The sequence below is a fragment of the Exiguobacterium sp. s124 genome, from assembly GCF_018617485.1.
In the GTDB taxonomy this organism is placed as follows: domain Bacteria; phylum Bacillota; class Bacilli; order Exiguobacteriales; family Exiguobacteriaceae; genus Exiguobacterium; species Exiguobacterium aestuarii.
Window position 1 is genome coordinate 256995 of the sequence record NZ_JACSKH010000002.1, and the last position, 23611, is coordinate 280605.

The 23611-nt window shown below is 47.7% G+C and carries 22 protein-coding genes, 1 riboswitch and 1 other annotated feature; of the genes, 9 read left to right on the top strand and 13 right to left on the bottom strand.

The window, feature by feature from the left end:
• Positions 1 to 163: 163 nt before the first annotated feature.
• Together KNO85_RS11890 and KNO85_RS11895 are read left to right on the top strand one after the other, a co-directional pair.
• Positions 164 to 1543, top strand: a complete 1380-nt coding sequence (locus KNO85_RS11890; RefSeq protein WP_214790349.1) for a TrkH family potassium uptake protein — start codon at positions 164 to 166, stop codon at positions 1541 to 1543.
• Between the two features lie 156 nt (positions 1544 to 1699).
• Complete coding sequence (locus KNO85_RS11895; protein ID WP_214790351.1) at positions 1700 to 1984, top strand: hypothetical protein; 285 nt, start codon at positions 1700 to 1702, stop codon at positions 1982 to 1984.
• A 78-nt stretch (positions 1985 to 2062) separates the two neighbouring features.
• Here KNO85_RS11895 and KNO85_RS11900 read toward each other — a convergent pair whose 3' ends face one another.
• Together KNO85_RS11900 and KNO85_RS11905 are read right to left on the bottom strand one after the other, a co-directional pair.
• A complete protein-coding gene (locus KNO85_RS11900; protein ID WP_214790353.1) occupies positions 2063 to 3133 on the bottom strand; it encodes an SDR family oxidoreductase in 1071 nt (356 codons plus the stop codon).
• On the bottom strand, positions 3130 to 5304 hold the full coding sequence (locus KNO85_RS11905) for a PAS domain-containing sensor histidine kinase (protein ID WP_214790355.1): 2175 nt from the start codon (positions 5302 to 5304) through the stop codon (positions 3130 to 3132). The genes KNO85_RS11900 and KNO85_RS11905 overlap by 4 nt, the downstream gene beginning before the upstream one ends.
• Positions 5305 to 5431: 127 nt before the next feature.
• On the opposite strand from KNO85_RS11905, the gene KNO85_RS11910 reads away from it, so the two are divergent.
• Both KNO85_RS11910 and KNO85_RS11915 read left to right on the top strand, forming a co-directional pair.
• Entirely contained in the window at positions 5432 to 5926 is a 495-nt protein-coding gene (locus KNO85_RS11910; protein WP_214790357.1) for a restriction endonuclease, read from the top strand.
• A gap of 218 nt (positions 5927 to 6144) precedes the next feature.
• Positions 6145 to 6627: an LURP-one-related family protein gene (locus tag KNO85_RS11915; protein ID WP_214790358.1), complete on the top strand. Its 483-nt coding sequence runs from the start codon at positions 6145 to 6147 to the stop codon at positions 6625 to 6627.
• Between the two features lie 58 nt (positions 6628 to 6685).
• Here the strand turns inward: KNO85_RS11915 and KNO85_RS11920 are convergent, their stop codons facing one another.
• Complete coding sequence (locus KNO85_RS11920) at positions 6686 to 7309, bottom strand: DUF1836 domain-containing protein (RefSeq protein WP_214747004.1); 624 nt, start codon at positions 7307 to 7309, stop codon at positions 6686 to 6688.
• Between the two features lie 151 nt (positions 7310 to 7460).
• Between KNO85_RS11920 and KNO85_RS11925 the strand changes: the two genes are divergently transcribed.
• A complete protein-coding gene (locus KNO85_RS11925) occupies positions 7461 to 8111 on the top strand; it encodes a diacylglycerol/polyprenol kinase family protein (protein ID WP_214790360.1) in 651 nt (216 codons plus the stop codon).
• 154 nt (positions 8112 to 8265) lie between these two features.
• Positions 8266 to 9186: a UDP-N-acetylmuramate dehydrogenase gene (murB, locus tag KNO85_RS11930; protein ID WP_214790467.1), complete on the top strand. Its 921-nt coding sequence runs from the start codon at positions 8266 to 8268 to the stop codon at positions 9184 to 9186.
• A gap of 90 nt (positions 9187 to 9276) precedes the next feature.
• On the opposite strand, the gene ald is transcribed toward murB, so the two are convergent.
• From ald to trhO, 4 genes are all read right to left on the bottom strand, one after another.
• Positions 9277 to 10407, bottom strand: a complete 1131-nt coding sequence (gene ald, locus KNO85_RS11935) for an alanine dehydrogenase (protein WP_214790362.1) — start codon at positions 10405 to 10407, stop codon at positions 9277 to 9279.
• Positions 10408 to 10539: 132 nt separating this feature from the next.
• Positions 10540 to 11763 (bottom strand): PucR family transcriptional regulator, encoded by a 1224-nt coding sequence (locus tag KNO85_RS11940; protein ID WP_214790364.1) that lies wholly within the window; start codon positions 11761 to 11763, stop codon positions 10540 to 10542.
• A 91-nt stretch (positions 11764 to 11854) separates the two neighbouring features.
• Positions 11855 to 12280, bottom strand: coding sequence for a divergent PAP2 family protein (locus tag KNO85_RS11945; protein ID WP_214790366.1), 426 nt, complete (start codon positions 12278 to 12280; stop codon positions 11855 to 11857).
• 118 nt (positions 12281 to 12398) lie between these two features.
• The gene (gene trhO / locus KNO85_RS11950; RefSeq protein WP_214695947.1) at positions 12399 to 13340 is read right to left on the bottom strand and encodes an oxygen-dependent tRNA uridine(34) hydroxylase TrhO; all 942 of its coding nucleotides are present in this window, start codon (positions 13338 to 13340) and stop codon (positions 12399 to 12401) included.
• A gap of 228 nt (positions 13341 to 13568) precedes the next feature.
• On the opposite strand from trhO, the gene KNO85_RS11955 reads away from it, so the two are divergent.
• Positions 13569 to 14213: a TVP38/TMEM64 family protein gene (locus tag KNO85_RS11955; protein WP_214790368.1), complete on the top strand. Its 645-nt coding sequence runs from the start codon at positions 13569 to 13571 to the stop codon at positions 14211 to 14213.
• A 17-nt stretch (positions 14214 to 14230) separates the two neighbouring features.
• On the opposite strand, the gene KNO85_RS11960 is transcribed toward KNO85_RS11955, so the two are convergent.
• Complete coding sequence (locus tag KNO85_RS11960) at positions 14231 to 15589, bottom strand: Na+/H+ antiporter NhaC family protein (RefSeq protein WP_376778002.1); 1359 nt, start codon at positions 15587 to 15589, stop codon at positions 14231 to 14233.
• A riboswitch (SAM riboswitch) is annotated at positions 15583 to 15678 on the bottom strand. It overlaps the preceding gene by 7 nt.
• 98 nt (positions 15679 to 15776) lie before the next feature.
• On the bottom strand, positions 15777 to 17456 hold the full coding sequence (locus KNO85_RS11965) for a GGDEF domain-containing protein (RefSeq protein WP_214790372.1): 1680 nt from the start codon (positions 17454 to 17456) through the stop codon (positions 15777 to 15779).
• 154 nt (positions 17457 to 17610) lie between these two features.
• Positions 17611 to 17822, top strand: a binding site (T-box leader).
• A 58-nt stretch (positions 17823 to 17880) separates the two neighbouring features.
• Between KNO85_RS11965 and argS the strand changes: the two genes are divergently transcribed.
• The gene (gene argS, locus KNO85_RS11970) at positions 17881 to 19563 is read left to right on the top strand and encodes an arginine--tRNA ligase (RefSeq protein WP_214790373.1); all 1683 of its coding nucleotides are present in this window, start codon (positions 17881 to 17883) and stop codon (positions 19561 to 19563) included.
• Between the two features lie 49 nt (positions 19564 to 19612).
• On the opposite strand, the gene KNO85_RS11975 is transcribed toward argS, so the two are convergent.
• From KNO85_RS11975 to KNO85_RS11985, 3 genes are read right to left on the bottom strand one after another with little or no spacing between them, the layout of a single operon-like run.
• Positions 19613 to 20149: a hypothetical protein gene (locus tag KNO85_RS11975; RefSeq protein WP_214790375.1), complete on the bottom strand. Its 537-nt coding sequence runs from the start codon at positions 20147 to 20149 to the stop codon at positions 19613 to 19615.
• A 34-nt stretch (positions 20150 to 20183) separates the two neighbouring features.
• Positions 20184 to 20762: a metallophosphoesterase family protein gene (locus KNO85_RS11980; protein ID WP_214790377.1), complete on the bottom strand. Its 579-nt coding sequence runs from the start codon at positions 20760 to 20762 to the stop codon at positions 20184 to 20186.
• The gene (locus KNO85_RS11985) at positions 20759 to 21250 is read right to left on the bottom strand and encodes a YajQ family cyclic di-GMP-binding protein (RefSeq protein ID WP_214790379.1); all 492 of its coding nucleotides are present in this window, start codon (positions 21248 to 21250) and stop codon (positions 20759 to 20761) included. The genes KNO85_RS11980 and KNO85_RS11985 overlap by 4 nt, the downstream gene beginning before the upstream one ends.
• A gap of 68 nt (positions 21251 to 21318) precedes the next feature.
• Between KNO85_RS11985 and pulA the strand changes: the two genes are divergently transcribed.
• The gene (pulA, locus tag KNO85_RS11990; protein WP_214790381.1) at positions 21319 to 23316 is read left to right on the top strand and encodes a type I pullulanase; all 1998 of its coding nucleotides are present in this window, start codon (positions 21319 to 21321) and stop codon (positions 23314 to 23316) included.
• Between the two features lie 16 nt (positions 23317 to 23332).
• Here pulA and KNO85_RS11995 read toward each other — a convergent pair whose 3' ends face one another.
• Positions 23333 to 23497, bottom strand: a complete 165-nt coding sequence (locus KNO85_RS11995) for a YycC family protein (protein ID WP_074034904.1) — start codon at positions 23495 to 23497, stop codon at positions 23333 to 23335.
• Positions 23498 to 23611: the final 114 nt, after the last annotated feature.

Consider the following 23611-nt stretch of genomic DNA (forward strand, 5'->3'; position numbering starts at 1 on the left):
CTAGGGTCCACGGTTTCATTCAACCTCCTCAACATTCTTAAAGTCTATCTCCCATAATACCAAAAAAATGAGGAAAGCGTTAGAGATACATTTTCTTGTTGGCATTTAGAAAAGCGAGGAGTAACATGAGGCTTAGAATAACAGATGTGAAGGGGATGTCGTAATGCGACATAGACTGTCAGCGCGTGAAATGCGCTTGAAGCGAATCGAGGTACTTTATCGAGTCGTGTTTGAAAAACCTGCTCGCTTTATCGCGGGAGGATTTTTACTTGCGATTTTTATCGGGGCAACACTCTTATATATGCCATTTGCACAAGAAGAGCCAGTTTCTTGGATTGATTGTTTGTTCATCGCGACTTCTGCAGGAACAGTGACCGGATTGTCGACAGTCGACATCGGATCGTCGTTCAACCTGTTTGGGGAATTGGTGATTGTCGCCCTCATTCAAATCGGGGGTCTTGGGTTCATGACGATTGCGTTGATGCTCCTGAGTGTATTAGGTAAGAAAATTGGATTAAAACAACGGATTCTCTTGCAAGAATCGTTGAACTTAGCCGGGCCAGGCGGTACGGTTCGTCTCGTTCGAAATATCGTCTTCACGACGGTCATCGTACAATTTATCGGGATGCTGTTTTTGACGTTCGAACTGTATAGTACGGAGAGTTACTCGTTCGGTGCGGCGCTTTATTACGGCTTCTTCCATGCCGTCTCTGCCTTTAACAATGCGGGCTTCGCGCTGTTCCCGGACAGTCTCATGTCGTTTGAACAAAACACGGCGATTGTCGTGACGATTGCCCTCATGATTATGATTGGGGGTCTCGGGTTCACGACCATCGCCGACGCGACAGAGGTAAGAGGATGGAAACGTCTCGCCCTTCATTCGAAAATCATGATTTTGTCCCTTTTGGTGATCAATGGAATAGCGTGGTTCGTGCTCATGATGTTTGAGTGGGTATCGAGCGAAGGCGCGCTGTATGGACGGTCCATCGGTGAAGCGTTACATGTGACGTTCTTCCAAGCCGTGACGACAAGAACGGCTGGTTTCAATACGATTGATATCTCGATGATGGCGCCTGCCTCAATCGGCTTAATTTTGATTTTGATGTATATCGGGGCCGGTGCAGCTTCGACAGGGTCGGGGATTAAAGTGACGACGCTTGCGGTCATCTTCGCGGATATGTGGGCGTTCATTGCAGGTAAAAAAGAAACGGTCATCATGGAGCGAACGATTGATGCGTTTCAAATTAAAAAAGCATACGTCGTTGCCATCTCAAGTTTCTTCTTTATACTCATCATTACGACACTCGTCATTTTGACGAACGGTCATATTCCAGCGAGCGCCATTTTGTTTGAGACGGTGTCGGCGTTCGGGACGGTCGGGTTATCATTGGGCATTACCGCTGATTTGAATGCTGCCGGTAAAGGGTTCATCATGTTCATGATGCTTCTTGGCCGTGTCGGATCCTTGACGATTCTCTTTACGGTCGCGCGACAAGCTGACCGAAAGATTCGCTATCCGAAAGAAAAGATTTTGATTGGATAAACGTGTGTTGTGGGCTGCATTCCTGATAAAGGAATGTAGCTTTTTAGTTAAGGTTGTCATGATATTGAAGTTGATAGTCTTCATCCTATTCGATATTTGGTATATAATGGGTTGAAGAATGAATGGTCATATGAATGGATCAAGGAGGATTCTGACTTGTTATCTTGGCTAGGTATAACAAAAGGAGAGAAGAGTGGACGTCCATTCTTCGGAGGCGTGTCGAAACGAGCGGTAACGCTCGTATTGCTCTCTTCATTGATATTGATGAATGGCGTGAAATGGCTCTTCCTTTACTTAATTCCGTCAGCATATTTGAAGGATTCGATTGTTGCTGTTCTCCCTGGTATCGTGGGACTCTTCGTGGCATTGGTCTATATTTTCGTCCTTGAGCGTCTTCTACACGATCAAGGAGTGTCTCGTAGACACGTGGATGAAATCTAAAAAGCAAGTGTACGCTCGTTCACAGCGCACACTTGCTTTATCACTTTGATTCTAATCATAGTTCAAGCCCTGAGCGCATCAGGGCTTTTTGTGTGTCATGAAATAACGGGCAATCTCCGGGAGATAATCTTGTAAATCTGGACAGACGATTCCGGTCCCATCGAGCGCACGAATTGTTTGCGTCGTATCAAAATGGACGGAATGTTTGAAGTAGTCCAGCAGTTCATGAGGGACATCGAGTTGTGCGGCATTCTTCCAGCTCGTGAATGCGACGTCCGCAACAGCGTGAGGGACCGTGCCACGAGGAGGGCGTTGAAACATCGTTTCATGTAGCATGCGATACACTTCACGCGCACCGTGTGGGAACGGGTCCGTCAAATGGAACGTTCGCTTCATTCCGGCTGGTGAGTGCGCTAAGAAAGCGGTCGCTTCCACCACGTAATCATAAGGGACGAGATTCACTTCGACGTTCGCTCGTCCGATATAAGGAAGCGGTCGCATCTGTTTCAATTGCTCCATTAACTTCAATACGAAATAGACACCGTCAAATTTTTTCGTTTCTCCTGTTCGACTATGACCAATCACAATACCAGGACGAATGATGGTAATCGGCATCGCTCCCATCTCACGCGAGACGAGAGCTTCTGCTTCATATTTTGTCGCTTCATAATGATTTTTAAACTGAGCCCGATGCCATAGTTCGTTCTCGTACACGGTTCCTTGCCGGCGACCGGCGATATAGGCTGTACTGAAGTATACATAGCGCTTCAATTGTTTTGAGCGTTTGGCGAACGCGGTCACATGTTTCGTACCGAGGATATTGATTCGATACCCGGTGTCATACGGAATGCTCAAGTCATATGCTGCGGCCAGATGAAAGACGTAATGCACGTCGCGTTCGATGACAGACCGCATAATCGGATCGAGAATCACTTCAGGCAACGTGATATCCGCCTCTACTAAAACGAGTTGACGAGGCTCGAGGGACGTCGTAGACAGTAAGGTGTCCCTTAAGTCTTCTGCTTCGCGTTGTTGACTCGGAAGATGCAATGCATAAATCGTCCCGATTTGATGAGGTAACGACGCGAGATGCTCGATTAATTTTCCAGCTAAAAATCCAGGGAAACCGGTAAAGGCGTAATCGTTCATGACATCTCCTCCGCTAATTCTAGTGTGAATGTAAAAGTCGATCCTTTTCCGACAGTCGATTCCACTTCAATACTACCGCCGTGTGATTCGATGATTTCTTTGCAGATGGACAACCCAAGACCGGTCCCACCAATTTTACGCGTATCCGAGTTGTCGACCCGATAAAACTTCGTAAACAGTTTCTCAAAGGCGTGTTCCGGAATACCGATTCCAAAATCACGAATGGAGACGTGAGCCTGATTGTGGTCGTGCCGGACCCGTACCTCAATCTCTTGTTCGTTCGGAGAGTACTTGATGGCATTTGAAATCAAATTGACGAGTACTTGTTCAATTCGGTCTCGGTCAGCAATCAAGAGTAAATCTTCATCAGCGTTATCGAAGTGAATGGCATGATCATTCGTTTCACGGAAGCGTTCAACCACCTCTAAGACGAGTTCATTCAACGAGAAATGATCTTGCTTGTATTCCTGATGACCATCTTCCATGCGTTGAATATCTAAAAAGTCGTTAAGTAATGCTGTTAGCCGTGACGCTTCTCGTGACATCGTCTTCAAGAAACGTTCCCGCTTATCGGGAGTCAAATCGCGAGCGAGCATCAACTCGATGTAACCAGATAATGAAGAAAGGGGTGTCCTCAGTTCATGCGAGACCGTGCTCACTAATTCGTTTTTAATCTGGTCCATGCGTTCTTCCTCTGTCCGATTGCGGAATACGAATAAGAAACCGCTGTCCATTCCGATTTGCCGTTTCGTATCCATCGTCGTGCCGTACATCTCATAATATTCCTCATCCCGGTCGTTCGGCTGGGGGATGGAGAAACGCATCGACACTTCCCGGGCCGTCCCGTCGAGAAGTTGGTCCATCTTTTTCAACATCTCGCTCCGGTCGCGTGGACGGAACGTGGAGAGGAGGGGAATGCGCTCTTGTATTTTGTTTGGAGCGATTCCAGGTAAATCCATGAGGCGTCGCGCATGGACGTTCATGAACAAGACACTCCCGTTCGACTCGGTCAAGACGAATGCTTCGTTCGACGCTTGTAAAATCGATTGAATGATATCTCGTTGGCGGGCAATCGCATTTTTCTCTCGTTCGAGCATACGCTCTACTTTTTTGCGATCGCTAATGTCGCGCATGACGGCTACCCGTAACGTTTGGCCTTGATACGTCACTTCTTTTGGGTAAACCTCCATCTCTAAAAACGTGCCGTCTGCTCGTCGGCCAATCACTTCGTATGGTGTTTGGATATGATTCCGAATCCGTCGCAATACATCCGCACGATACCCTTCAGCGATAAATTCGACCGTTTGACGACCGACCATTTGTTCAGCAGGAATTTTAAAGATAGATTCCGCCGCTTTGTTCGCATCGAGAATCATACCGTCTTCGTGAAACAGGACAGCTTCGATGACGGATTCGGCAAACATCCGATAGCGTTGCTCCTTATAACGAAGTTCTCGTTTCAATTGAATCTCGGGACTCACATCGAACACGAAGAAAAAGAAGCCGATGAGTTGCTCTTGTTCATATACCGGATGCATGAAGAGTTTTCCAATAAAATGTGTCCGGTCCTTACATTGGAATTTCCATTCACGGTCTCCTTTGTCGAGCGCAAGGCGTAACATTTGCTCGAATGACAGCAACCGTTCCGTTTCATCTTGATAAGCAGAGCGCTTTTCGCTCAACTCTCTCGACTCGAACAAAGCGAACGGTGTCATTTCATATAGCACTTCATGGGGCGCATAACCGAACAGTTCGGTCGCTCCCTGATTAAATCGTGTGATTAACATATTCGCATCGGTCATAATCATCGCCATGTCGAGTTCAGTATGCATCATCGCTTCAAACGCATTATGTTGAATCGTCACGCGCGTATCGAGAGGGAGTGGTTCAATGGATAGAATGTAATGATCTTCCCAAGGAATGGCATGTACACGCATCGTCGGCAATTCATACATCCAAGGAAGTCCTTGCTCCATTCGGCGAGATAATTCCATTGTAATCGGAGACTGGTTGATCATATGAAAGAGGTTCGTACGAGTCTGCAGATTCTCTGGGAAATTTTCTAAGAATGGGCGGTTTGCCTGAACGATTGTTCCATCTTTTTGTATTAAAGCAACCCCATAAGGTAATGCATGTAATAACTCACTGTGGAGATTGGTGGGTTTCTCCATGAACGATCATCCCTCCTTCGTTGGTGTCAGACGAGCACATCTTCTATAACATTCGACAGATCCCCCTTTCATTTCCTGCCCTCAAAACGGTAAAGTGGGAGAGAGGAGTTGGAAAGGAAAGATGGGGATGATTGGATTACTTCTAAGTATGATTGGTGCCATTGGTTTATGGTGGTTCGGGGCACCGCTTTGGAGCAGTATCTTGCTACTCCTGTTAGGGATTGCGTGGTTCATTTGGAGAGCACGACTGTCGACCATCGACCGAATCGATCGGATGGATGGGCGGGAATTCGAACTGTTCTTAGAAAATGTGTTCACGGCGCTCGGTTACACGGTCACCGTGACCCCAGCATCGCGCGACTTTGGTGCCGACTTGTTACTTGAGACACCGGACGGATGGTTGATTGCGGTGCAAGCGAAACGTTATGAAAAGGTAGTCGGGCTTGAAGCGGTTCAACAAATCGCAGCTGCGGTTCCTTATTATCAGGTTCACGAAGGATGGGTCGTGACGAACTCGACGTTCACGGACAGTGCGTACGAATTGGCGGCACCAAATCAAGTTCGTCTGATTGCAAGATTAGAGCTTGAAGAACTCTTAAAAGAAGCGGGATATAAGCGTTAAGAATAGGCATGTTCACAAGTTCGACAGAATCCAAAATGATGTCGAAAAAAAGGGCTTGTCTTTTTCTTTAATCGATGCAATAATCATCTTCGTCATATGAAATATGTAGTAGTTGAAACGAGATCAAAACTACAGAGAGAAACGATTGGGGTTTCAAGAAATGCCCGACCGTACACATACAAACAATCACGGTTGGAACGTGCTAGGAGGAAAAAGCGGTGCGCAAATTAATTTATGTAAAAGGTTGCGTCTTTACGCAAGGCGAGGCGACCATTTATGATGAGACAAATGATGCGATCGGATCTGTTCACCGCGACGCGGAAGGCAGTGTCCAAGTGCACAATTTGTCTGGACGACAGATCGCTCACGGGAAGTATATCCCGAACTGCCAAAAATGGGTCGTGATGAACCATGACGGACAGGCGATTGGTCAATTGAAAGACAAGTTCTCGTTATTCGGGAAAAAGTGTGAGTACAACGTCTATGAACGCGGACTCTTCACGATTCAATACGATGTGGAACGTCATAAGTTCAGCGTCCGTGACAAAGCAGGTAAGCTTGTTGCGGAGCTACGGAAAGAAGAGAACGACACGTTCTGCTTAACGAAAGAAGCAGATCAGCTATCGATGTTCGAACTCCTTTCTGTCTTAAAAACGTTAACGGTTAAATCGCGGATGCCGCTCGCAGCATCTGTCTCATAACGATGACGAGCACCGGTCTATGACCGGTGCTTTTTGGTGCAACGAAAAAACCGTTCCATCAAATGAAACGGTTCAAGTAGTGCTTGGCCTCGAGCTCGAGTGTCGTCACACGATGTGCGTATAGACAGAGCTTTAAGACATGAATGATATTCGGGTGCGTGTACTTCGTCTTTTCGAGGGAACGCTTGGCACGCGTATCGAGTAAGTCGATTGGACTCGTCGACTTGGCATACTCCGCATACAAACGATAAAAATCAATCGGGGTGATAAAGTCGTCTTCGTCCCGGTCAGGGTTGTTGAAGATGAGTGCCAATAAGGAACTCGTCTCTTCAAGTGAAAAAAGGTGTTTCAAGTCATCAAGGAGATAGATGATTGCCGCTTGATGCAAGGAATACTTTTTACCGATTCGCGGGACACCGATGATTTTACGGACTTCACGCTTCGTCCAGTTTTGAATCGTCGTCGCCGAGAGATGTTCTCCGGTCAATGCGTTTGCCAGGGCGACGATTTGATTGATGGACAAGCCGTTCTTTTCAATATGAAACAAGTGGATTTTTCGAAGCTCTTTTGGAAAATGTTCACGCACGTCTTCAGGGAAGAGGGCGATGGCTCTCTCGATTTCTCCGACCTGCATGAAATGAAGGCAATCTGCCAAAGTTTGAATTGAAGTTGCGTCGCGCATACGGCCACCCTTTCTATCGCCAACATCGTACGTTGGCTATACAGTCATTTGACCTCATTCTACCAAATGTTTGAAAAGTAAGCTAGGATGGGCACTGATTAAGGTATAATGACGTTATCATACATATCCTATACATAGAGGTGGTCAAGCAATGAATGAATGGATTAGTTCGATTCTTTCCATCGTAATCGTCCTTGCGTTCCTCGTCGGTCTTGAACAAGTCGGGAAGCGTCTTGGGTGGACAGATGAAACGATTCGAAAGAGTGTACATATCGCAGTCGGACATTGGTCGCTGTTAGCGGTCTGGTTAATGGATTCATGGTACGTCGCGGCAGTCCCGCTCGTCTTCTTCACGTTTGCGAATGCGGTCTTATTGTATAAAAGCCCCTCACCGGTCCATCAGACGGAGCGAAAGTCTTTTGGGACGGTCTATTATCCGATTGCCTTACTCATCATTTTATACTTCTTCTTTGAATCAGAGCCGCTTGCATTTTTAGCGGGCTCACTCGTTCTCGCATGGGGTGACGGGATGGCCGCATTGATCGGGCGGAAGTATGGAACAGTCATTTATGATTTGTACGGTCAAAAGCGTTCCTTCCAAGGGAGCGTCGCCATGTTCTTAAGTTCGTATGTAGTCTTATTTTTATTGTTTTTGTGGAATGATGTCGTCATGTGGCAAGTGGTAACATATGGATTTATCATTTCCATCATCGCCACACTGACTGAAGCGATTTCATACCGAGATTGGGATAACTTTACAATTCCGATTATCGTTACTGTAGCGACATCGCTATTGTTATAAACTAATCATGACATTGTAAGGAAAACGTTGCTTGTCACGTCCGACAATCATTTGTATACTGTGTTTCGTACTGAAACCATTCAGTGACGTGCTCGGTACCAAAAGTCGTGACCGAGACACTGATTAAATAGAACGTAAAGGATTGAGTGAACGCATGAGCTTTTTACAGCAACTCCAAAGTATTATTCCGGCCGAGCGCGTCCTCCAAGACGAGCCGTTGTCGGCACACACGTATACAAAACTAGGCGGAAAAGCCGATTACTTCGTAGCCCCACATACGTACGAAGAGGTACAAGCCGTCTTAGAACTAGCCCATCAGGAAGCGATGCCGTTCATGATTCTCGGGTTCGGTTCAAACTTGATTGTCCGCGACGGGGGAATTCGCGGAGTCGTTTTAAACTTGAATGAGCTGAATACGATTCGTCGTGAGGGTAACCAAATCGTGGCACAGGCTGGAGCAGCGATTATTGATGTATCGCGTCATGCACTTGCGGAAGGCTTATCTGGCCTTGAGTTCGCTTGTGGCATCCCTGGAACGGTCGGTGGTGCCGTTTATATGAACGCGGGTGCCTATGGTGGAGAAACGAAAGACGTGATTACGTCTGCGACGGTATTGACGTCAGAGGGACAAGTCCTTCATTTGTCAAAAGACGAATTAGAACTCGACTACCGAACGAGCCGTGTATCAAAAGAAGGATTCATCGTTTTAGAGGCGACGTTCGAACTCGAACCGAAAAACTATGAATTGATCAAAGAAGTGATGGACGATTTGACGTACAAACGTGAATCGAAGCAACCGCTCGAATATCCTTCATGCGGCAGTGTCTTTAAACGTCCACCAGGCTACTTTGCTGGTAAGTTGATTCAAGACTCTGGTCTTCAGGGCACACGAATCGGGGGAGCGGAAGTATCGCTCAAGCACGCCGGATTCATCGTCAACATTGCGGAGGCGACGGCGACAGAGTATATTTCACTCATCCGTCACGTCCAAGCGACCGTTAAAGAGAAGTTCGAAGTGGATTTAGAACCGGAAGTAAAAATCATCGGCGAAGATATCGCTGTCGAGAACGCATAATCATGGGAAGGGATTGGACGATGTTGTTCAATCCCTTTTTTATTTCATACAAAAAAAGGCGACGAGAACGGGCATCTCGTCGCCTTTCGCTTACGCTTGTGTTTGTTTGGCAACTGCCTCATAGGCAGGTACGAATGGATACTCCAAATCGCGAGCGACCGCTTCATATGTGACCGTTCCGTTGATGACGTTTAAGCCTTTGAGGAGCGCGTCGTTTTGAAGAAGTGCCGGGAACACACCTTTTTGTGCACATTCGATGATATATGGCATCGTCGCGTTCGTCAGCCCCATTGTCGATGTGCGTGGTACAGCGCCAGGCATGTTGGCAACAGCGTAATGCTGGACACCATAGCGCTCATATGTCGGTGCATCATGTGTTGTGATGTGATCAATCGTCTCACAAATTCCACCTTGATCAATGGCGACGTCCACGATGACTGAACCTGGTGACATGCGTTGTACCATTTCTTCTGTGACAAGTTTTGGTGCTTTTGCGCCTGGAATCAGAACGGCACCAATGACGAGATCACTCTCCGCCACTTGTTTCGCGATATTATATTTGTTCGAGATTAACGTGTTGATTGTGTTTCCGAACAAGTCGTCGATTTGACGAAGACGAGCCGGACTAATATCCATCAACGTAACGCTCGCACCGAGACCGATTGCGATGCGGGCTGCATTCGTTCCGACGACACCGCCCCCGATGACCGTGACGTTCGCACGAGGTACGCCCGGGAGACCTGACATGAGGATTCCTTTGCCACCGTGCGGTTTTTCGAGGATCTGTGCCCCGATTTGAGCAGCCATACGACCTGCGACTTCACTCATCGGTGTGAGGAGCGGTAACGTCCGATCGACTTCTACCGTCTCATACGCGATTGCAGTGATTCCTGATTCGACGAGAGCTTTCGTCAATTCTGGTTCCGCTGCTAAGTGTAGATACGTGAAGAGCGTCAAATCAGGACGGAAGTATTGATATTCAGACGGCTGTGGCTCTTTGACTTTGAGCGCAAGTTCGACGCCTTCCCATACGTCTTTCGCCGTTTCGACGATGGTTGCGCCAGCATCGATATATTCCATATTCGTGAAACCACTGCCGAGACCAGCATTTGTTTCGACGAATACGTCATGGCCAAGTTCCGTTAACATAAATGCACCCATCGGTGTCAAAGCCACCCGATTTTCATTGTTTTTAATCTCTTTTAATACCCCGATTTTCATGGAACATTCCCCTTTCATTCCGTTGACACAAATTGTTCACACCCCTAGTATAGACCCATTCGAAAACGCTGTCTTTATCATGGATTCTAAAAACGAAGACGCTCACTTTGTGAAAAAACACAAAGCGAACGTCTAGTCTTCTAATCGATATTGACCGGCTTTAATCGCCAAATAAATCATGGACCGTTCGGGTAATGAAACTTGTGTGATATTCGTCAACTCTTCGATGCGTCGAATCCGATACAAGACGGTATTCGGATGGATATGAAGATGAGCGGCGACCCGCTTTACGTTCCCGTCGAAATAAAAATACCATTCGAGCGTCTTCACGAGTTCGGTCTGATGGGATGAATCATATTGTTGCAACCGTTCGACGGTCGGATGGGTCTCTAGTCGAAGCCCGATGCGACGGGCGAGTTCCGGGACGAGCTGATAAATCCCAATCTGTTCGAAAGCGCGAGAAGTTGCGAGCACGAGAGGGAACTTACGACGAAGTGTCGTGACGCGTCTTGCTTCTTCGGCTGCGGCGTATAACATGTCACTTTCGAAAAAGCGTCGACTGATTCCGAGCCGTGGTTCGGATTCGGTGAATTTGTCTTGAAGCAACTGTTCGAACCGTTCCGCCCAAGCGAGCAATTCTACTTCTTCATCGGAGAGTTCGGATTTCATATAGTGCCACACAAGCAACTGCTGTCCATCGATGGCATGTAAGACGACCTCGATTGCCTCCTGTGTCGCGAGCACATAATGCAGCCGCTCAGCGAGTTGCGGGGTGATCGGTTGGGCGCATTCGATAATCGTCAACCGGCTTGCGACGGCGATGGGGGCGAGTTCGTTCAATCGTTCGCGATTGGCATCAGAGAGGGTCGGGGAAGCGAGGACATCTAATAAAAAGCGTTCGAGTTCCGCGCTAATGCGCCGTTCGTGCATCGCGATCGTCATGAGCAACTTTTTGGCAATGGTCGCTCCTTCTTGCAAGATGGCCAATTCTTGATTCGTGAACGGGTTCGTTCGAGCCAGGCTCCAAATATAGCCGAGCACTTCGTCATGTTGTTTGATGACAATTGCTGCACGTTCTCCTAGCCCGACAGCGAGCCGTGCCGGAATGACGACAGGTTCATCCTGGTCAATCACTTCTCGTAAAATCCCGCTTTCCCATAAATCTTCGATGACCGCTTCTGGGACACGACGACCGATGATCGTCGCGATTCTGGCCGGGTCGGTCGAATCGGGATGTGTGCTATAGGCGAGCAATTGATGGTGACGGTTCTCGATTGTGATAGGTGCTCGAATCGCTTGACCGATTGCTTCAGCGAGTGTGTCGAGAGACTCGTAAGATTTCTGCAAAAAAGGCATGTCGATTCCTCCTCTCTCTGAGTATAACTTCTTCTTTGTGAAACTTCACAAAAAGAATCGAGAGTGTGAGAAATGACATACCTTCAGTGGATTACATTGGGAAGAATAAGCCAACAGCGAGACCTAGTAACGCCCCGACGATGACCTGGAACGGTGTGTGACCGACGAGTTCATTCAAGAGTGGGGTCTCATGTTTAATTCCTTTGAAATAATCATTCAGCAGTCGAGCTTGAAAACCGACCGCTTGCCGGACGCCGGTCGCATCGTACATGACGATGGTGGCAAAGACGACAGCGAGAGCGAACATGCTCGAGTCGATGCCTTCCATCCGTCCGATTGCCGTCGCGAGTGCCACGACCGTAGACGAGTGTGAGCTTGGCATACCGCCTGAAGCGAACATGATTTCAATTTCAAAATCCCGTGTTTTAATAAGTTCGGTTACGAGCTTGGCTGCTTGGGCGATAAACCAAGCGAGAATCGCGGCGAGTAAAGGTTCGTTAAACATGCATCTATTCACTTCCTGTCTGACATAGTATCTTCAATATACCCGAAAGCGGGGCAGGCTAGACGTTAAGATTTCGTCAAAAAAAGGTGTCATGGACGGCTTGTCCATGACACCTTTTGGTCGATTTTTGTTACCCGACTACTCCTTCAGTTTCCTGAAGTTTCTCTGCAATGTTATCGATGATATAACGGTTGCGTGGGTGTTCTTGACACTCTTTCGAGCATGAACGCATTTGTTTCGGTTCACACTCTTCACAACAGAAATGCTGTACATTGCACTCCGGGTTGGCACAATTAACGTAACGAACCGTCTCTGTCCCACAGTGCATGCAGTGTGAAACAACAGTCGGGTTCACAGAGTTGACAGGGACGTTGATGCGCTCATCAAAGACGTAAAGCTCACCATCCCAGTTTTCTCCTTTTGTCGCTTCGTCTTTTCCATACATCGCGACGCCACCTTTTAAGTGGAAGATGTTGTCGTGACCTTGGTCACGCATATATGCTGTAAATTTCTCGCAACGGACGCCACCGGTACAGTACGTGAGAAGTGTTTTCCCTTCGTAGAGGTCTTTGTTCTCTTCGAGCCATTCCGGCATGTAACGTGAAGCCTCTACATCGATTTTGATCGCGTTTTTAAAGTGACCAAGTTCGTACTCGTAGTTGTTACGAACGTCGAGGATGACGACATCATCACGATTCATCATCTCTTTCCATTCTGCTGGTTCGAGGTATGCACCGTGTTGTTTCGGCACATCAAACTCGCCATCAAAGCGCCACGTCACGAGCTCTTTCTTGTGACGGACAAAAATTTTCTTGAATGCATGCTCTTCGACTTCATCGATTTTGAACTCGATATCGCTGAAGAGTGGGTTTGCTTTCAAGTCGTTCATGTATTGCTCAGTTTGTTCCCAAGTACCAGAGCACGTCCCGTTAATTCCTTCGGAGGAAATCAAGATACGTCCTTTGATGCCGAGATCCTTACAATACTTCAAATGTTCTTGCGTGAGTGTTTCTGGGTCTTCGATGTTGACATACTTATAGTACAGCAAGACCCGCATTGGTTTTGTTTCCATGTTGTGTTGCTCCCCTGTGTTCAGTTTTTTGCAGGAAAACGAACGTTGGGTTGTGTCGTTCGACGAATAGACTTGCCTGCAACCACAAGTCCATTATTATATGATAAATATCACGGCGAATTTTCGCAAATGGTTTTTAATTTTTTTTGACGAATGCAGGGAGATGCGTCTTGTAAATCGAATTCGGGTAATAGAGTAGTAGTAACGAAAGTTGAAGGTGGAACGACTATGCTCACTTCTCTCCAACAGTACATCATCCAATTAATCGAATGGTTGCAAAGTTTGCCTGGCGGTCCTTGGGCCGGACTCGGCGCTCCATTTTTAGAGGCGATCTTTCCGTTTTTGCCACTCGTTTTAATCATTTCTGCCAATGCGGCGACATACGGTTTTTTATTAGGAGTCCTTTTATCGTGGATTGGGAACCTTCTCGGAACAATTGTCGTCTTCGCAGCCGTCCGGTATGTGTTCCGAAAACCGATGACGCGCTGGCTCGAAAAACATAAGGTGGCGGTTTATTGGTTAGAACGAATCAATCATATGAGTCCGATTTCACTCGGATTCTTGTATTCACTTCCGTTCATCCCGGTCAGTTTGATCACTTATTTGCTGGCGCTTATTCAGATGCCGCTCCGCACATTCATTTTAGCGGCAGGATTCGGGAAACTACTCGTCGTCGTCATTTTCTCTGTCATCGGGGATCAGTGGGAAGAGTTTATCCAAAGTCCATTTCGTTTATCGATGCTCGGTCTGCTTTTGGTTGCATTATGGGCCATCAGCCGGGGACTAGAAGAAATTCTCAAACGACGCGCTTTCAAAAAACGCAACGAGCAGTTGAAACGAAATATGATGACCAAACGACAAACACCCCTTTAAACAAGGGGTGTTTTCGCTTAAGACTGTTTTTTAAAGCGTGGGAAGTTAAATGCGATGGCGATCCCTCCACAAATAAAGAGGAGGAACGGATAAAACATGAACGGGACGAGATCCGGCGATGCGGTCTTCGTCAACTCTGCCGCGATGAGGAGTTGTGCTCCATATGGCAGAATTCCTTGTACCCCACATGAGAAGATATCGAGTACACTCGCTGATTTTTTCCGTTCGATATCATATTCGTCCGCAATGTTCGCGGCAAGCGGTCCGGCTACGAGAATCGAAATCGTATTGTTCGCCGTCGCCACGTTCGTCGCGCTGACAAGACCAGCGATACTCCACTCGGCACCGGCACGTTTTTGGATTCGTGACGTCAACGCGTCACGCAAATACGTGAGTCCGCCGTTGTGCGAGATGAGTCCGACGAGTCCGCCCATGAGTAACGTCAGAAACGAGATTTCGGCCATGCCGACCATGCCGTCGGCGATAGCGGTCACGAATGCTGTCACCGATAAGCTTCCGTCGAGGAGACCGATGATACCAGTGAGCGTGATGCCGCCCAAAAGGACGAGAATAACGTTCAGTCCTGTTAACGCTAAGCCGATAACTGCGAGATAGGGAATCAGTTTATACCATTCGAATGCAGCGACATCAACCGTCGACTCACCGTTCGATAAGACCGCTAGTAAAATCGTCGTGATGATAGCGGCCGGTAAGACAATCCAGAAGTTTGTCCGGAACTTATCACGCATGTTTGTCCGTTGCGTCCTTACGGCGGCAATTGTCGTATCTGAAATGAACGAAAGGTTGTCCCCGAACATCGCGCCTCCGACAACTGCGGCGGCTGCGATGGCGACGTTCACGCCACTCTCTTCATGAATACCGAGAGCAATGGGTGCAAGTGCTGCGATCGTTCCGGTCGATGTTCCCATCGCCATTGAAATGAACGCGGCAATGACAAATAGTCCGCTCAAGAGAAGCGATGGCGGTAAGAGCGTCAACGCGGCGTTGACCGTCGCGTCGATGGCGCCAATCGATTCGGCTACGGTTGAAAATGCACCGGCGAGTAAGAAAATAAAAATCATAATGATGATTCCCGGATTTCCGGCACCTTGTGCGATGCGCTCCACGGTTTGTGTCGCACTTCCTTTTGTCATGAATGCTGCGACTAGCAATGCGATGATTGCTGCGACGAGAACTGGGAACTTATAAAAATCCCCATAGTAGACACCTGCCCCGATGAAAAAGAGCAAGAAGACGAATAACGGCAAAAGTGCCCACTTGTTGGCTGTTGGTTGTTCCAAAATAATCACCTCACTAAAAAATAAAAAGGACCTTCTTCTGGAGAAAAGGTCCTTCGTGCGAAATACCCTTTTCATCTTTCGAGCAATACGCCCGCTGGATTTGGCACAGGTCCCCCGCTGCCGAGACTTCACAGGGCCAGTCCCTCCGTCTCTCTCGATAAAAAGTGAATCTATCTAATTATTAAACACGTTCCCTAACGTACCTGTTTCGAATCCGGTTGTCAACCTAAAAACTCCCCAATTCGATGTGGAAAAGGGGAGTTTACGTCGTTAAATTGTTGAAGTGAGCTACTCGGTTACGCCCTGCGTATTTCCCACCGACATAGAGCGCACGGTCAGCGTTTCGAATTGTGTCATCTAGACGTTTGTTCCCGAACGCTTCAATCGTATCGACCCCGATGGACGCGGTCACAGAAATCTCATGATGGTCAACAAGGAACGGTTTCGTTTCGATTTGGTGGCGAATCCGTTCTGTGATCTCGATGGCTTGGGTCATGTCACAATGGTTGAGTAGTAAAATGAATTCTTCGCCGCCATAACGTGCGGCAAAGTCATCCGTTCGAAGTACCTGCCGAATGCGTCGGCCAAATTCTTGTAACACACGGTCACCGACCTGATGACCGTACGTATCATTAATTTTTTTGAAGAAATCAATATCGAGCATGGCGACGGATATCGGATACATCGACATATCCGATATTTGTTGAATGCCGTATTCATAAAACGCACGCGCATTGGCAAGAAGCGTCAAGCTGTCTGTCCGGCTCTCGGTATAGAGACGATCTCGCTCGTGACAACGGCTAATCGTTCGATTGAACGATTTCAACAACTTGATGATTTCATGCTGAATGATTTTCGGATATGCGTATACGGGTTCTCCCGTCATGACGATCCATGTACGAATCTCTTCGATTTCTTCCGAACGGACAGAAACAAAGCTGTGGTAATCGTCATGGAAGGCGTCGGAAAGTGCGATATCCCATTCAAACCGCATCTCATAGTCGAGAATTTGCTCGATTGGTTGACTCATCTCAAGCAGTGCAAAGACGACCGGTCGATCGATGGGCTGTCGCGTCTTCAAATCGAAGTAGAGCGTGCGGTCGAACAATTTGAACTCGATATAACCTTCGTCGTAATGGTTCAACTGTTCACACTGACTTAAAAAGACTTCGATTGCTTGCGCCTCACTCTGTGACAAAGAGACGGCTTCTTTAGCTTCATCATATTGCTCGATCAAAGATTTGAAGGCGTCTTGCCGTTCTTTTTGAATGAGAAGTCGTTTAATGAAGAACGTCAAGGCAGCGGCGATACTACTGACGACCAGTAAACTCGTCTCCCGGAAGAATGATGCCGCTAAAATGAAGATCAAACTGACGACGTATGTGTAGAAAGCGATTTTCATAAAATCGCTCAATGCGATGTCGACGCGGAACCACCATTTCACCTGATATTTTTGGAATACCGTGTTTAAGAAGATGGCAAGGAACAGTCCGGCAAGCGGCACGAACGAATCTTGCGAATAAAAGTCGAGACCGGTCTCACCACCAAGGGCGAGATAAACCGCTGCCGGGATGACGATTTCTAAGTACGCCGTAACGGCATTCCAAGGATATGTGAAGCGGAAGCGACGGATGGCGACTTTCGGTTTCAAATTGGCGAATTGAAAGACGAACAACCCGATTTGGTTGACGATGAGTGCTGTTTCAAATCCAAAGAATAAAAATAAGATTAAGACGATACTTTCAGAAAAAGTGAAGTACACACCTTTGACTTCGATCGAGTCGAGTTGAAAAATGATGACCAATAATGAAATTAAAATAAACGACAATGGATCGATCGTCGGGGCGTGTAGGACATCCAATGCAAATAATGTGATGGTGAAGATGAATAAGGCACTCCATATACTCCAACCGAGCACGGACATCTTACGAAAGTGGTTCATGCGTTCCCTCCTAGCATGGGACATTTCAAGATCTAATAGTAAAGATTCGTCACGTTTTCGTTTGAGTCCTGCTTCTCTTCCATGATGCTTGAATTCTAGCATTGAGTATACAGGGAATATCCTCTATAATGAAATTGCTTTTCAACCGCATAGACGAATGTCGATGAAAAAGAGAGTAACGATGGTTTAGTCAACAAAGCGACCTAGGGATTGGTGAGAGCCTAGGCTGACAAACGTCGCGAAACGCACTTTTGAGATGCTATCCGAAACGAGAGTAGGCATAGCCGGAGGGAACCGTTATCACCATAAAGCGGTCTGCGTCATGCAGGCAAGAAGAGTGGTACCGCGGGAATTCCCGTCTCTTTGCATCTATGCAAAGGGCGTTTTTTTTATGAGTTGTGATACGAAGAAGGAGGACATACAAATGAGTTATGAACGCAAGTACGCAGAAGCGTTATCACGTGTCATCGGAGACGAGCTCACGATTGACCAGATTGAAGCATTGATTGAAAAGCCGAAACATGAGGCACACGGTGACCTCGCGTTCCCATGTTTCCAATTAGCGAAAGCCTACCGTAAAGCACCTGTCATGATTGCGACAGATATTGCGAATGACTTGAAGGATGAACTGTTCACAAAAGTCGAGGCAGCAGGACCTTACGTCAACGTCTTCTTGAGCCGTGACGTCGTGTCAAAAGAAATCATTAACACGGTGCTCGACGAGAAGTCGGATTATGCAACACACGCAGCGCGCAACGAAACGATTGTGACGGACTTCTCGTCACCGAACATTGCGAAGCCGTTCTCGATGGGTCACTTACGTTCGACGGTGATCGGGAATGCGATCAACCAAATCGCACGCAAAAACGGATATGACGTTGTCGGCGTCAACCACCTCGGTGACTGGGGCACACAGTTCGGTAAATTGATGGTCGCCTATAAAAAGTGGGGCGATGAAGAAGCGGTACGTGCTAACCCGATCGCAGAACTTTTGAAGCTATACGTCCATTTCCATGAAGAGGCGAAGACACAGCCAGAACTCGAAGATGAAGGCCGTGCATGGTTCAAGAAACTTGAAGATGGTGATGCGGAAGCGACAGAGCTTTGGCAATGGTTCCGTGACGAGTCACTCAAGGAGTTCCAAAAAGTATATGACCTTCTCGGTGTGAAATTCGAGAGCTTCAATGGTGAGGCATTCTACAACGACAAGATGGGACGCGTCGTCGAGATGCTCGAAGCGAAAAACCTCTTAGTCGAAAGTGAAGGCGCGATGGTCGTCTCACTCGAAGAAGAGAACTTGCCACCATGCTTGATTAAAAAGAAAGATGGCGCAACATTGTACGCGACACGTGACTTGGCTGCGGCAATCTATCGCTACGAGACGTACAACTTCGTGCAAGCGAACTATGTCGTCGGTGGCGAACAGGCGCTTCACTTCAAACAACTCTTCTCGGTTCTTCGTAAGCTCGGATACGACTTCGTTGATGGGATGCATCACGTACCATTCGGCTTGATCTTGCAAGAAGGGAAGAAGATGTCGACACGTAAGGGGCGCATCGTTCTGCTTGAAGAAGTGTTGAAAGAAGCCATCGAAAAAGCACAAGCGAACATCGAACAGAAGAACCCAGACCTTGCGAACGCACAAGACGTTGCCCGTATGGTCGGTGTCGGAGCGGTCGTCTTCCACGACTTGAAGAATGAACGGATCAACAACATCGAATTCGATCTCGACAGCATGCTCAAGTTCGAAGGAGAGACAGGACCTTACGTTCAATATACAAATGCCCGTGCGAACTCACTCCTTCGAAAAGGAAACTATGACGGCTCACCGTTCACTGGTGCAGATGATGATTACTCATGGGGTGTCGTCACGATGCTCAACGCGTTCCCACACGTCATCACACGTGCACATGAACGTCGCGAACCATCAATCATCAGCCGTTACGTGATCGACCTTGCTCAAGCGTTCAACAAGTACTACGGTCATGTCCGTGTTCTTGAAGAAGATGCAGGCAAGCAGTCGCGTCTTGCGCTCGTCAAAGCGGTGACAATCGTCTTGACGGAAGGACTTCGTTTGATCGGAGTTCAAGCACCGGAAGAAATGTAAGGCATACGAAAAGGACCTCAAGCGATGAGGTCCTTTTGATTTGGCAACTTTAAAAGTCGGAGAACATTTCATAGCCGTCTGTGAAGAAATTGAGGCGATGACGATCCAACTGATCGGGCGACACGAACGACAAATGTTTTTTATCGTCATATGAGACGGTTACTTTAAACAACTGTTCCGTGTAAGGTGGAGACCCAGCTACAAGAACGGTTACCTCGTGCATCGTCGTGACTTCTAAGTCTTCGGGGGCTAACGTCTCAGTCGCATAATCGTCAAGTATTCGTTGCACGTCATCTTGCGCAAGAAGTGGAACGGGTTTACCGCGGTCGATGACGACATAAGACTGCATGGGATTCTCGAGCCGGTCGACAACATAAAGATGATTATCGGTGAAATACGCGTAGTTTTTTGGAGATTCAAAATAATCCCCTTCTACATCACCAAACTCTTCTAGAGCAAAGTGACGGACAAGGTTTTCGACTTCCGCCTTACTCGGAGTGGGCTCGTATGTCATGAACCACCCCAACCCCCACCATCCGAAGGAGACAACAAAGACCCCTCCGATCAAATACATGACTTTTTTCATGAGATCCTCCCGAGTTTTGATTGCGAATACGACTTCACGCTTTCATCCGCGTTACCGTTCGGGCTTCCGTGTCATATAGACACCATTCCCGGTCGAAGATGACGGCACCGACATTGATGACGTAACGCTTCTTCTTCAATGTGAACGGTGTCCCGATTTCCCACGGCAGCGACTTTCCTTTTCGATAAATTCCGGGGATGTGGCTGTGCCCGATAAAGACGAGCGGATATTTGCTCTTCTCGACGATTGGTTCCCAATCCTCGTTCCATTTCACCTGATGCCCATGCAGGAAGCGTGCTTCCCCGAGTGTCGTCTGTTCCGGCAACAAGGAAATCCGTGTTTTCACAGGATGGTCGATGACGAGCACCTCGTCGATGCGCTCCTCCTGATTACCGCGTAGACTCGGGAACGTCAGTAGCGCTTCATAGTTCGGGTCATACGTCACGACCTCTTCCACATGATGAAAGCGCTCGTGGCGTCGTTTTTTGCCGATGTGGCATTCGTATAGGTCGCCGAGACAGAGAATGTGTTCGGTTTCCCGCCGGACGTCATCGAGAACCGCCTTTAAATCATCAAACGAACCGTGTGGGTCACTGATGATGGCGAGCTTCATCGGAAGTTTGTGAATTGGGCATCGACAGACAACTCGAGATCACGTACAAGTTGCATGACGGCTTGAAGATCGTCACGCGATTTACCCGTAACACGGATTTGATCGTCTTGAATTTGCGATTTGACTTTTAGTTTTGATTCTTTGATGGCGTTATTGATTTTTTTCGCGTCATCTTTATCGATGCCGCTCTTCAATTTCACACGTTGACGAACCGTGCCACCGAGAGCGCCCTCTACTTTTTGATAATCGAGGTTTTTGGTCGGGACACCGCGTTTAATCAACTTCGTGATTAAGACGTCCTTTAATTGCTCAAGTTTGTAGTCGTCATCCGAGATGAGGACGAGGTCGCCATTGTCGAGCGACATCTCACTTTTTGATCCTTTAAAGTCGTAACGGTTTAAAATTTCCTTCTCCGCGATTTGAATCGCGTTCTTCACTTCTTCAAGATTCATTTCTGACACGATATCGAAAGAATTGTCTTTTGCCATGTTTCATCCATCCTTTGTGTGGTTTTGTTATAATGATAGCAGATTTGAAGCAGTGAAGGAGTGAAGAGATGGAACGTACAATGGATCAACATACACATGCAGACTTAGATCACGTTGCCTATCACGGGAAAGACCTTGGGGTGACGTTCAAAGGGGAACAGATTCGACTACGTGTCTGGTCTCCGGTAGCGGAACAAATGTCGGTCAAGTTATATCGCACAGCCCGTGCACGTAAGTTTGAACGACTCGAGCTCGAACCGGCTGAGAAGGGGACTTGGGTCATTGAACTCGACCGCGCCCTGTTCGAAGGTCAATTTTATGTATTTGAAGCAATGATTGATGGGAAAAAAGTGGAATCACTCGACCCTTATGCAAAAGTCGTCGGAGTGAACGGGAAACGTGGATGCTTGCTTGACCCGGCATCCTTGAATCCGGACCATTGGATCAAAGAACGTCCGCTATTCAATTCTTCACAAGAGGCGGTCATTTATGAAGCGCACGTACGTGATTTGACGAGTCATCCAGAAAGTGGCGCCACGCATCGTGGGAAGTTCTTAGGCATGACCGAGACGGGAACGACGACAACGAGCGGATACCCGACCGGACTTGATTACATCACCTCGCTCGGTATCACGCATCTTCAGTTGATGCCATTCTTTGACTATGGGTCAGTGAATGAATCACGCGAGAGCGAAGATAACTATAACTGGGGATATGACCCGGTACATTACTTTGCGGTCGAGGGATCGTACGCCTCGTCAGCAGATGATCCAGCGACACGCATCATCGAATTGAAAGCGATGATTCAAGCCCTCCACGACCGAGGCATCCGCGTCATCATGGACGTCGTCTTCAACCATACGCACGATGCGTTGACGACACCGCTCGGTCAATTCGTCCCTGACTACTACTATCGACTAAATGAGTACGGGACACTCGCGGACGGTTCGGCCTGTGGGAACGACACGGCATCTGAGCGTACGATGATGCGTAAGCTCATGGTCGAATGTGTCACGTATTGGGCGAAAGAATTCATGATCGATGGGTTCCGTTTCGACTTGATGGGATTACACGATGTGAAGACGATGAATCAAATTCGGAAGGCGCTCGATCGCGTCGACCCATCCATCCTTGTCATCGGAGAAGGTTGGGATTTGGACACACCACTCCCTGTCCGTAAAAAAGCGAATCAACACAACGCCCATAAAATGCCACGAATTGCGCAATTCAATGACGGGATTCGAGACGGCGTCCGTGGAGACGTGTTCATCGAGGACTTGCCAGGTTGGGTGAGTGGGAATACAGACATGACGGCTGACGTGAAACGTGGGATTGCTGGCGGAATCACGAGCCAAAGTTTTGCCGATGAACCGAATCAGGTCGTCAACTACGTTGAATGTCATGACAACTTGACGCTTTGGGACAAGTTGTCCGTGACGAATCCTGAAGATGATGAGACGACACGTCGTCGCCGTCATCGTTTGGCGACATCGATCGTACTTCTTGGACAAGGGATTCCGTTTCTTCATAGTGGACAAGAGTTTTTCCGCACAAAAGATGGGGACGAGAATAGCTTTAACTCAGGTGAGGTCGTCAACCGTGTCGACTGGACACGAGCTGAACAAGAAGCGCCAAGTGTGGAATATGTGAAAGGTCTGTTGCGTCTGCGGAAGCAGTATCCGCTCTTCCGACTCGAGAACACGGAACAGATTCGGAAACATTTGCGCTTCTTTGATGAAGAAGAAGGTGTGATTGCATTCGAGTTGAGCCGTCACATCGAAGGGTATGTCGAACGACATGTCGTGTACCATAACGCGCTAGAGGAAGCGGTTGAGGTCAAACTTCCGTCTGGTAAGTTTGAAGTGAACGTGGAAGACCATACGGTCAATTTGACGGCGCCGCGTCAAATCGAAGACCGTCATATGACGGTCGCGCCACTGTCGACACTCGTGGTGACGGAACGTCGTCCGGACTACAGCAAATACGCTGTTGCCGGTGGTGCCGCACTCGCCGTGCTCGGTGGTCTCTGGTATGTGTCGAAGAAACGGAAGCGTAAAGAGCAGTAATCAAAAAGGAGACGGGTTAATCCGTCTCCTTTGGTGTGTCTTCCTCTGTTTGAGATGCCTCGAGTTGCATCATCTTCTGAACGAGAATGTGTTTCGGCATATGCATCAACTCTTCGAGCGGAACGTTTAACTTTTTCGCAAGCTCAACTGCTGTTTCTGGTGATAACTGTAATGGGCGCATGGGTAGACTCCTTTCTAAATCACTTATCTATACCGACAGTATACAGGAAAATCGAAAATGTGTTGAACGAACACATTCAAAATCGAATTTCGTTTCGGTCGTTGCTAAGCTGAA

What these genes read in the sequence shown, in the direction of transcription:
- KNO85_RS11890 (WP_214790349.1), top strand. Translation starts at nt 164, where the DNA reads ATGCGACATAGACTGTCAGCGCGTGAAATGCGCTTGAAGCGAATCGAG.
- KNO85_RS11900 (WP_214790353.1), bottom strand. Translation starts at nt 3,133, where the DNA reads ATGAACGATTACGCCTTTACCGGTTTCCCTGGATTTTTAGCTGGAAAA.
- KNO85_RS11905 (WP_214790355.1), bottom strand. Translation starts at nt 5,304, where the DNA reads ATGGAGAAACCCACCAATCTCCACAGTGAGTTATTACATGCATTACCT.
- KNO85_RS11910 (WP_214790357.1), top strand. Translation starts at nt 5,432, where the DNA reads ATGATTGGATTACTTCTAAGTATGATTGGTGCCATTGGTTTATGGTGG.
- KNO85_RS11920 (WP_214747004.1), bottom strand. Translation starts at nt 7,309, where the DNA reads ATGCGCGACGCAACTTCAATTCAAACTTTGGCAGATTGCCTTCATTTC.
- KNO85_RS11925 (WP_214790360.1), top strand. Translation starts at nt 7,461, where the DNA reads ATGAATGAATGGATTAGTTCGATTCTTTCCATCGTAATCGTCCTTGCG.
- murB (WP_214790467.1), top strand. Translation starts at nt 8,266, where the DNA reads ATGAGCTTTTTACAGCAACTCCAAAGTATTATTCCGGCCGAGCGCGTC.
- ald (WP_214790362.1), bottom strand. Translation starts at nt 10,407, where the DNA reads ATGAAAATCGGGGTATTAAAAGAGATTAAAAACAATGAAAATCGGGTG.
- KNO85_RS11940 (WP_214790364.1), bottom strand. Translation starts at nt 11,763, where the DNA reads ATGCCTTTTTTGCAGAAATCTTACGAGTCTCTCGACACACTCGCTGAA.
- trhO (WP_214695947.1), bottom strand. Translation starts at nt 13,340, where the DNA reads ATGGAAACAAAACCAATGCGGGTCTTGCTGTACTATAAGTATGTCAAC.
- KNO85_RS11955 (WP_214790368.1), top strand. Translation starts at nt 13,569, where the DNA reads ATGCTCACTTCTCTCCAACAGTACATCATCCAATTAATCGAATGGTTG.
- KNO85_RS11960 (WP_376778002.1), bottom strand. Translation starts at nt 15,589, where the DNA reads ATGAAAAGGGTATTTCGCACGAAGGACCTTTTCTCCAGAAGAAGGTCC.
- KNO85_RS11965 (WP_214790372.1), bottom strand. Translation starts at nt 17,456, where the DNA reads ATGAACCACTTTCGTAAGATGTCCGTGCTCGGTTGGAGTATATGGAGT.
- argS (WP_214790373.1), top strand. Translation starts at nt 17,881, where the DNA reads ATGAGTTATGAACGCAAGTACGCAGAAGCGTTATCACGTGTCATCGGA.
- KNO85_RS11975 (WP_214790375.1), bottom strand. Translation starts at nt 20,149, where the DNA reads ATGAAAAAAGTCATGTATTTGATCGGAGGGGTCTTTGTTGTCTCCTTC.
- KNO85_RS11980 (WP_214790377.1), bottom strand. Translation starts at nt 20,762, where the DNA reads ATGAAGCTCGCCATCATCAGTGACCCACACGGTTCGTTTGATGATTTA.
- KNO85_RS11985 (WP_214790379.1), bottom strand. Translation starts at nt 21,250, where the DNA reads ATGGCAAAAGACAATTCTTTCGATATCGTGTCAGAAATGAATCTTGAA.
- pulA (WP_214790381.1), top strand. Translation starts at nt 21,319, where the DNA reads ATGGAACGTACAATGGATCAACATACACATGCAGACTTAGATCACGTT.
- KNO85_RS11995 (WP_074034904.1), bottom strand. Translation starts at nt 23,497, where the DNA reads ATGCGCCCATTACAGTTATCACCAGAAACAGCAGTTGAGCTTGCGAAA.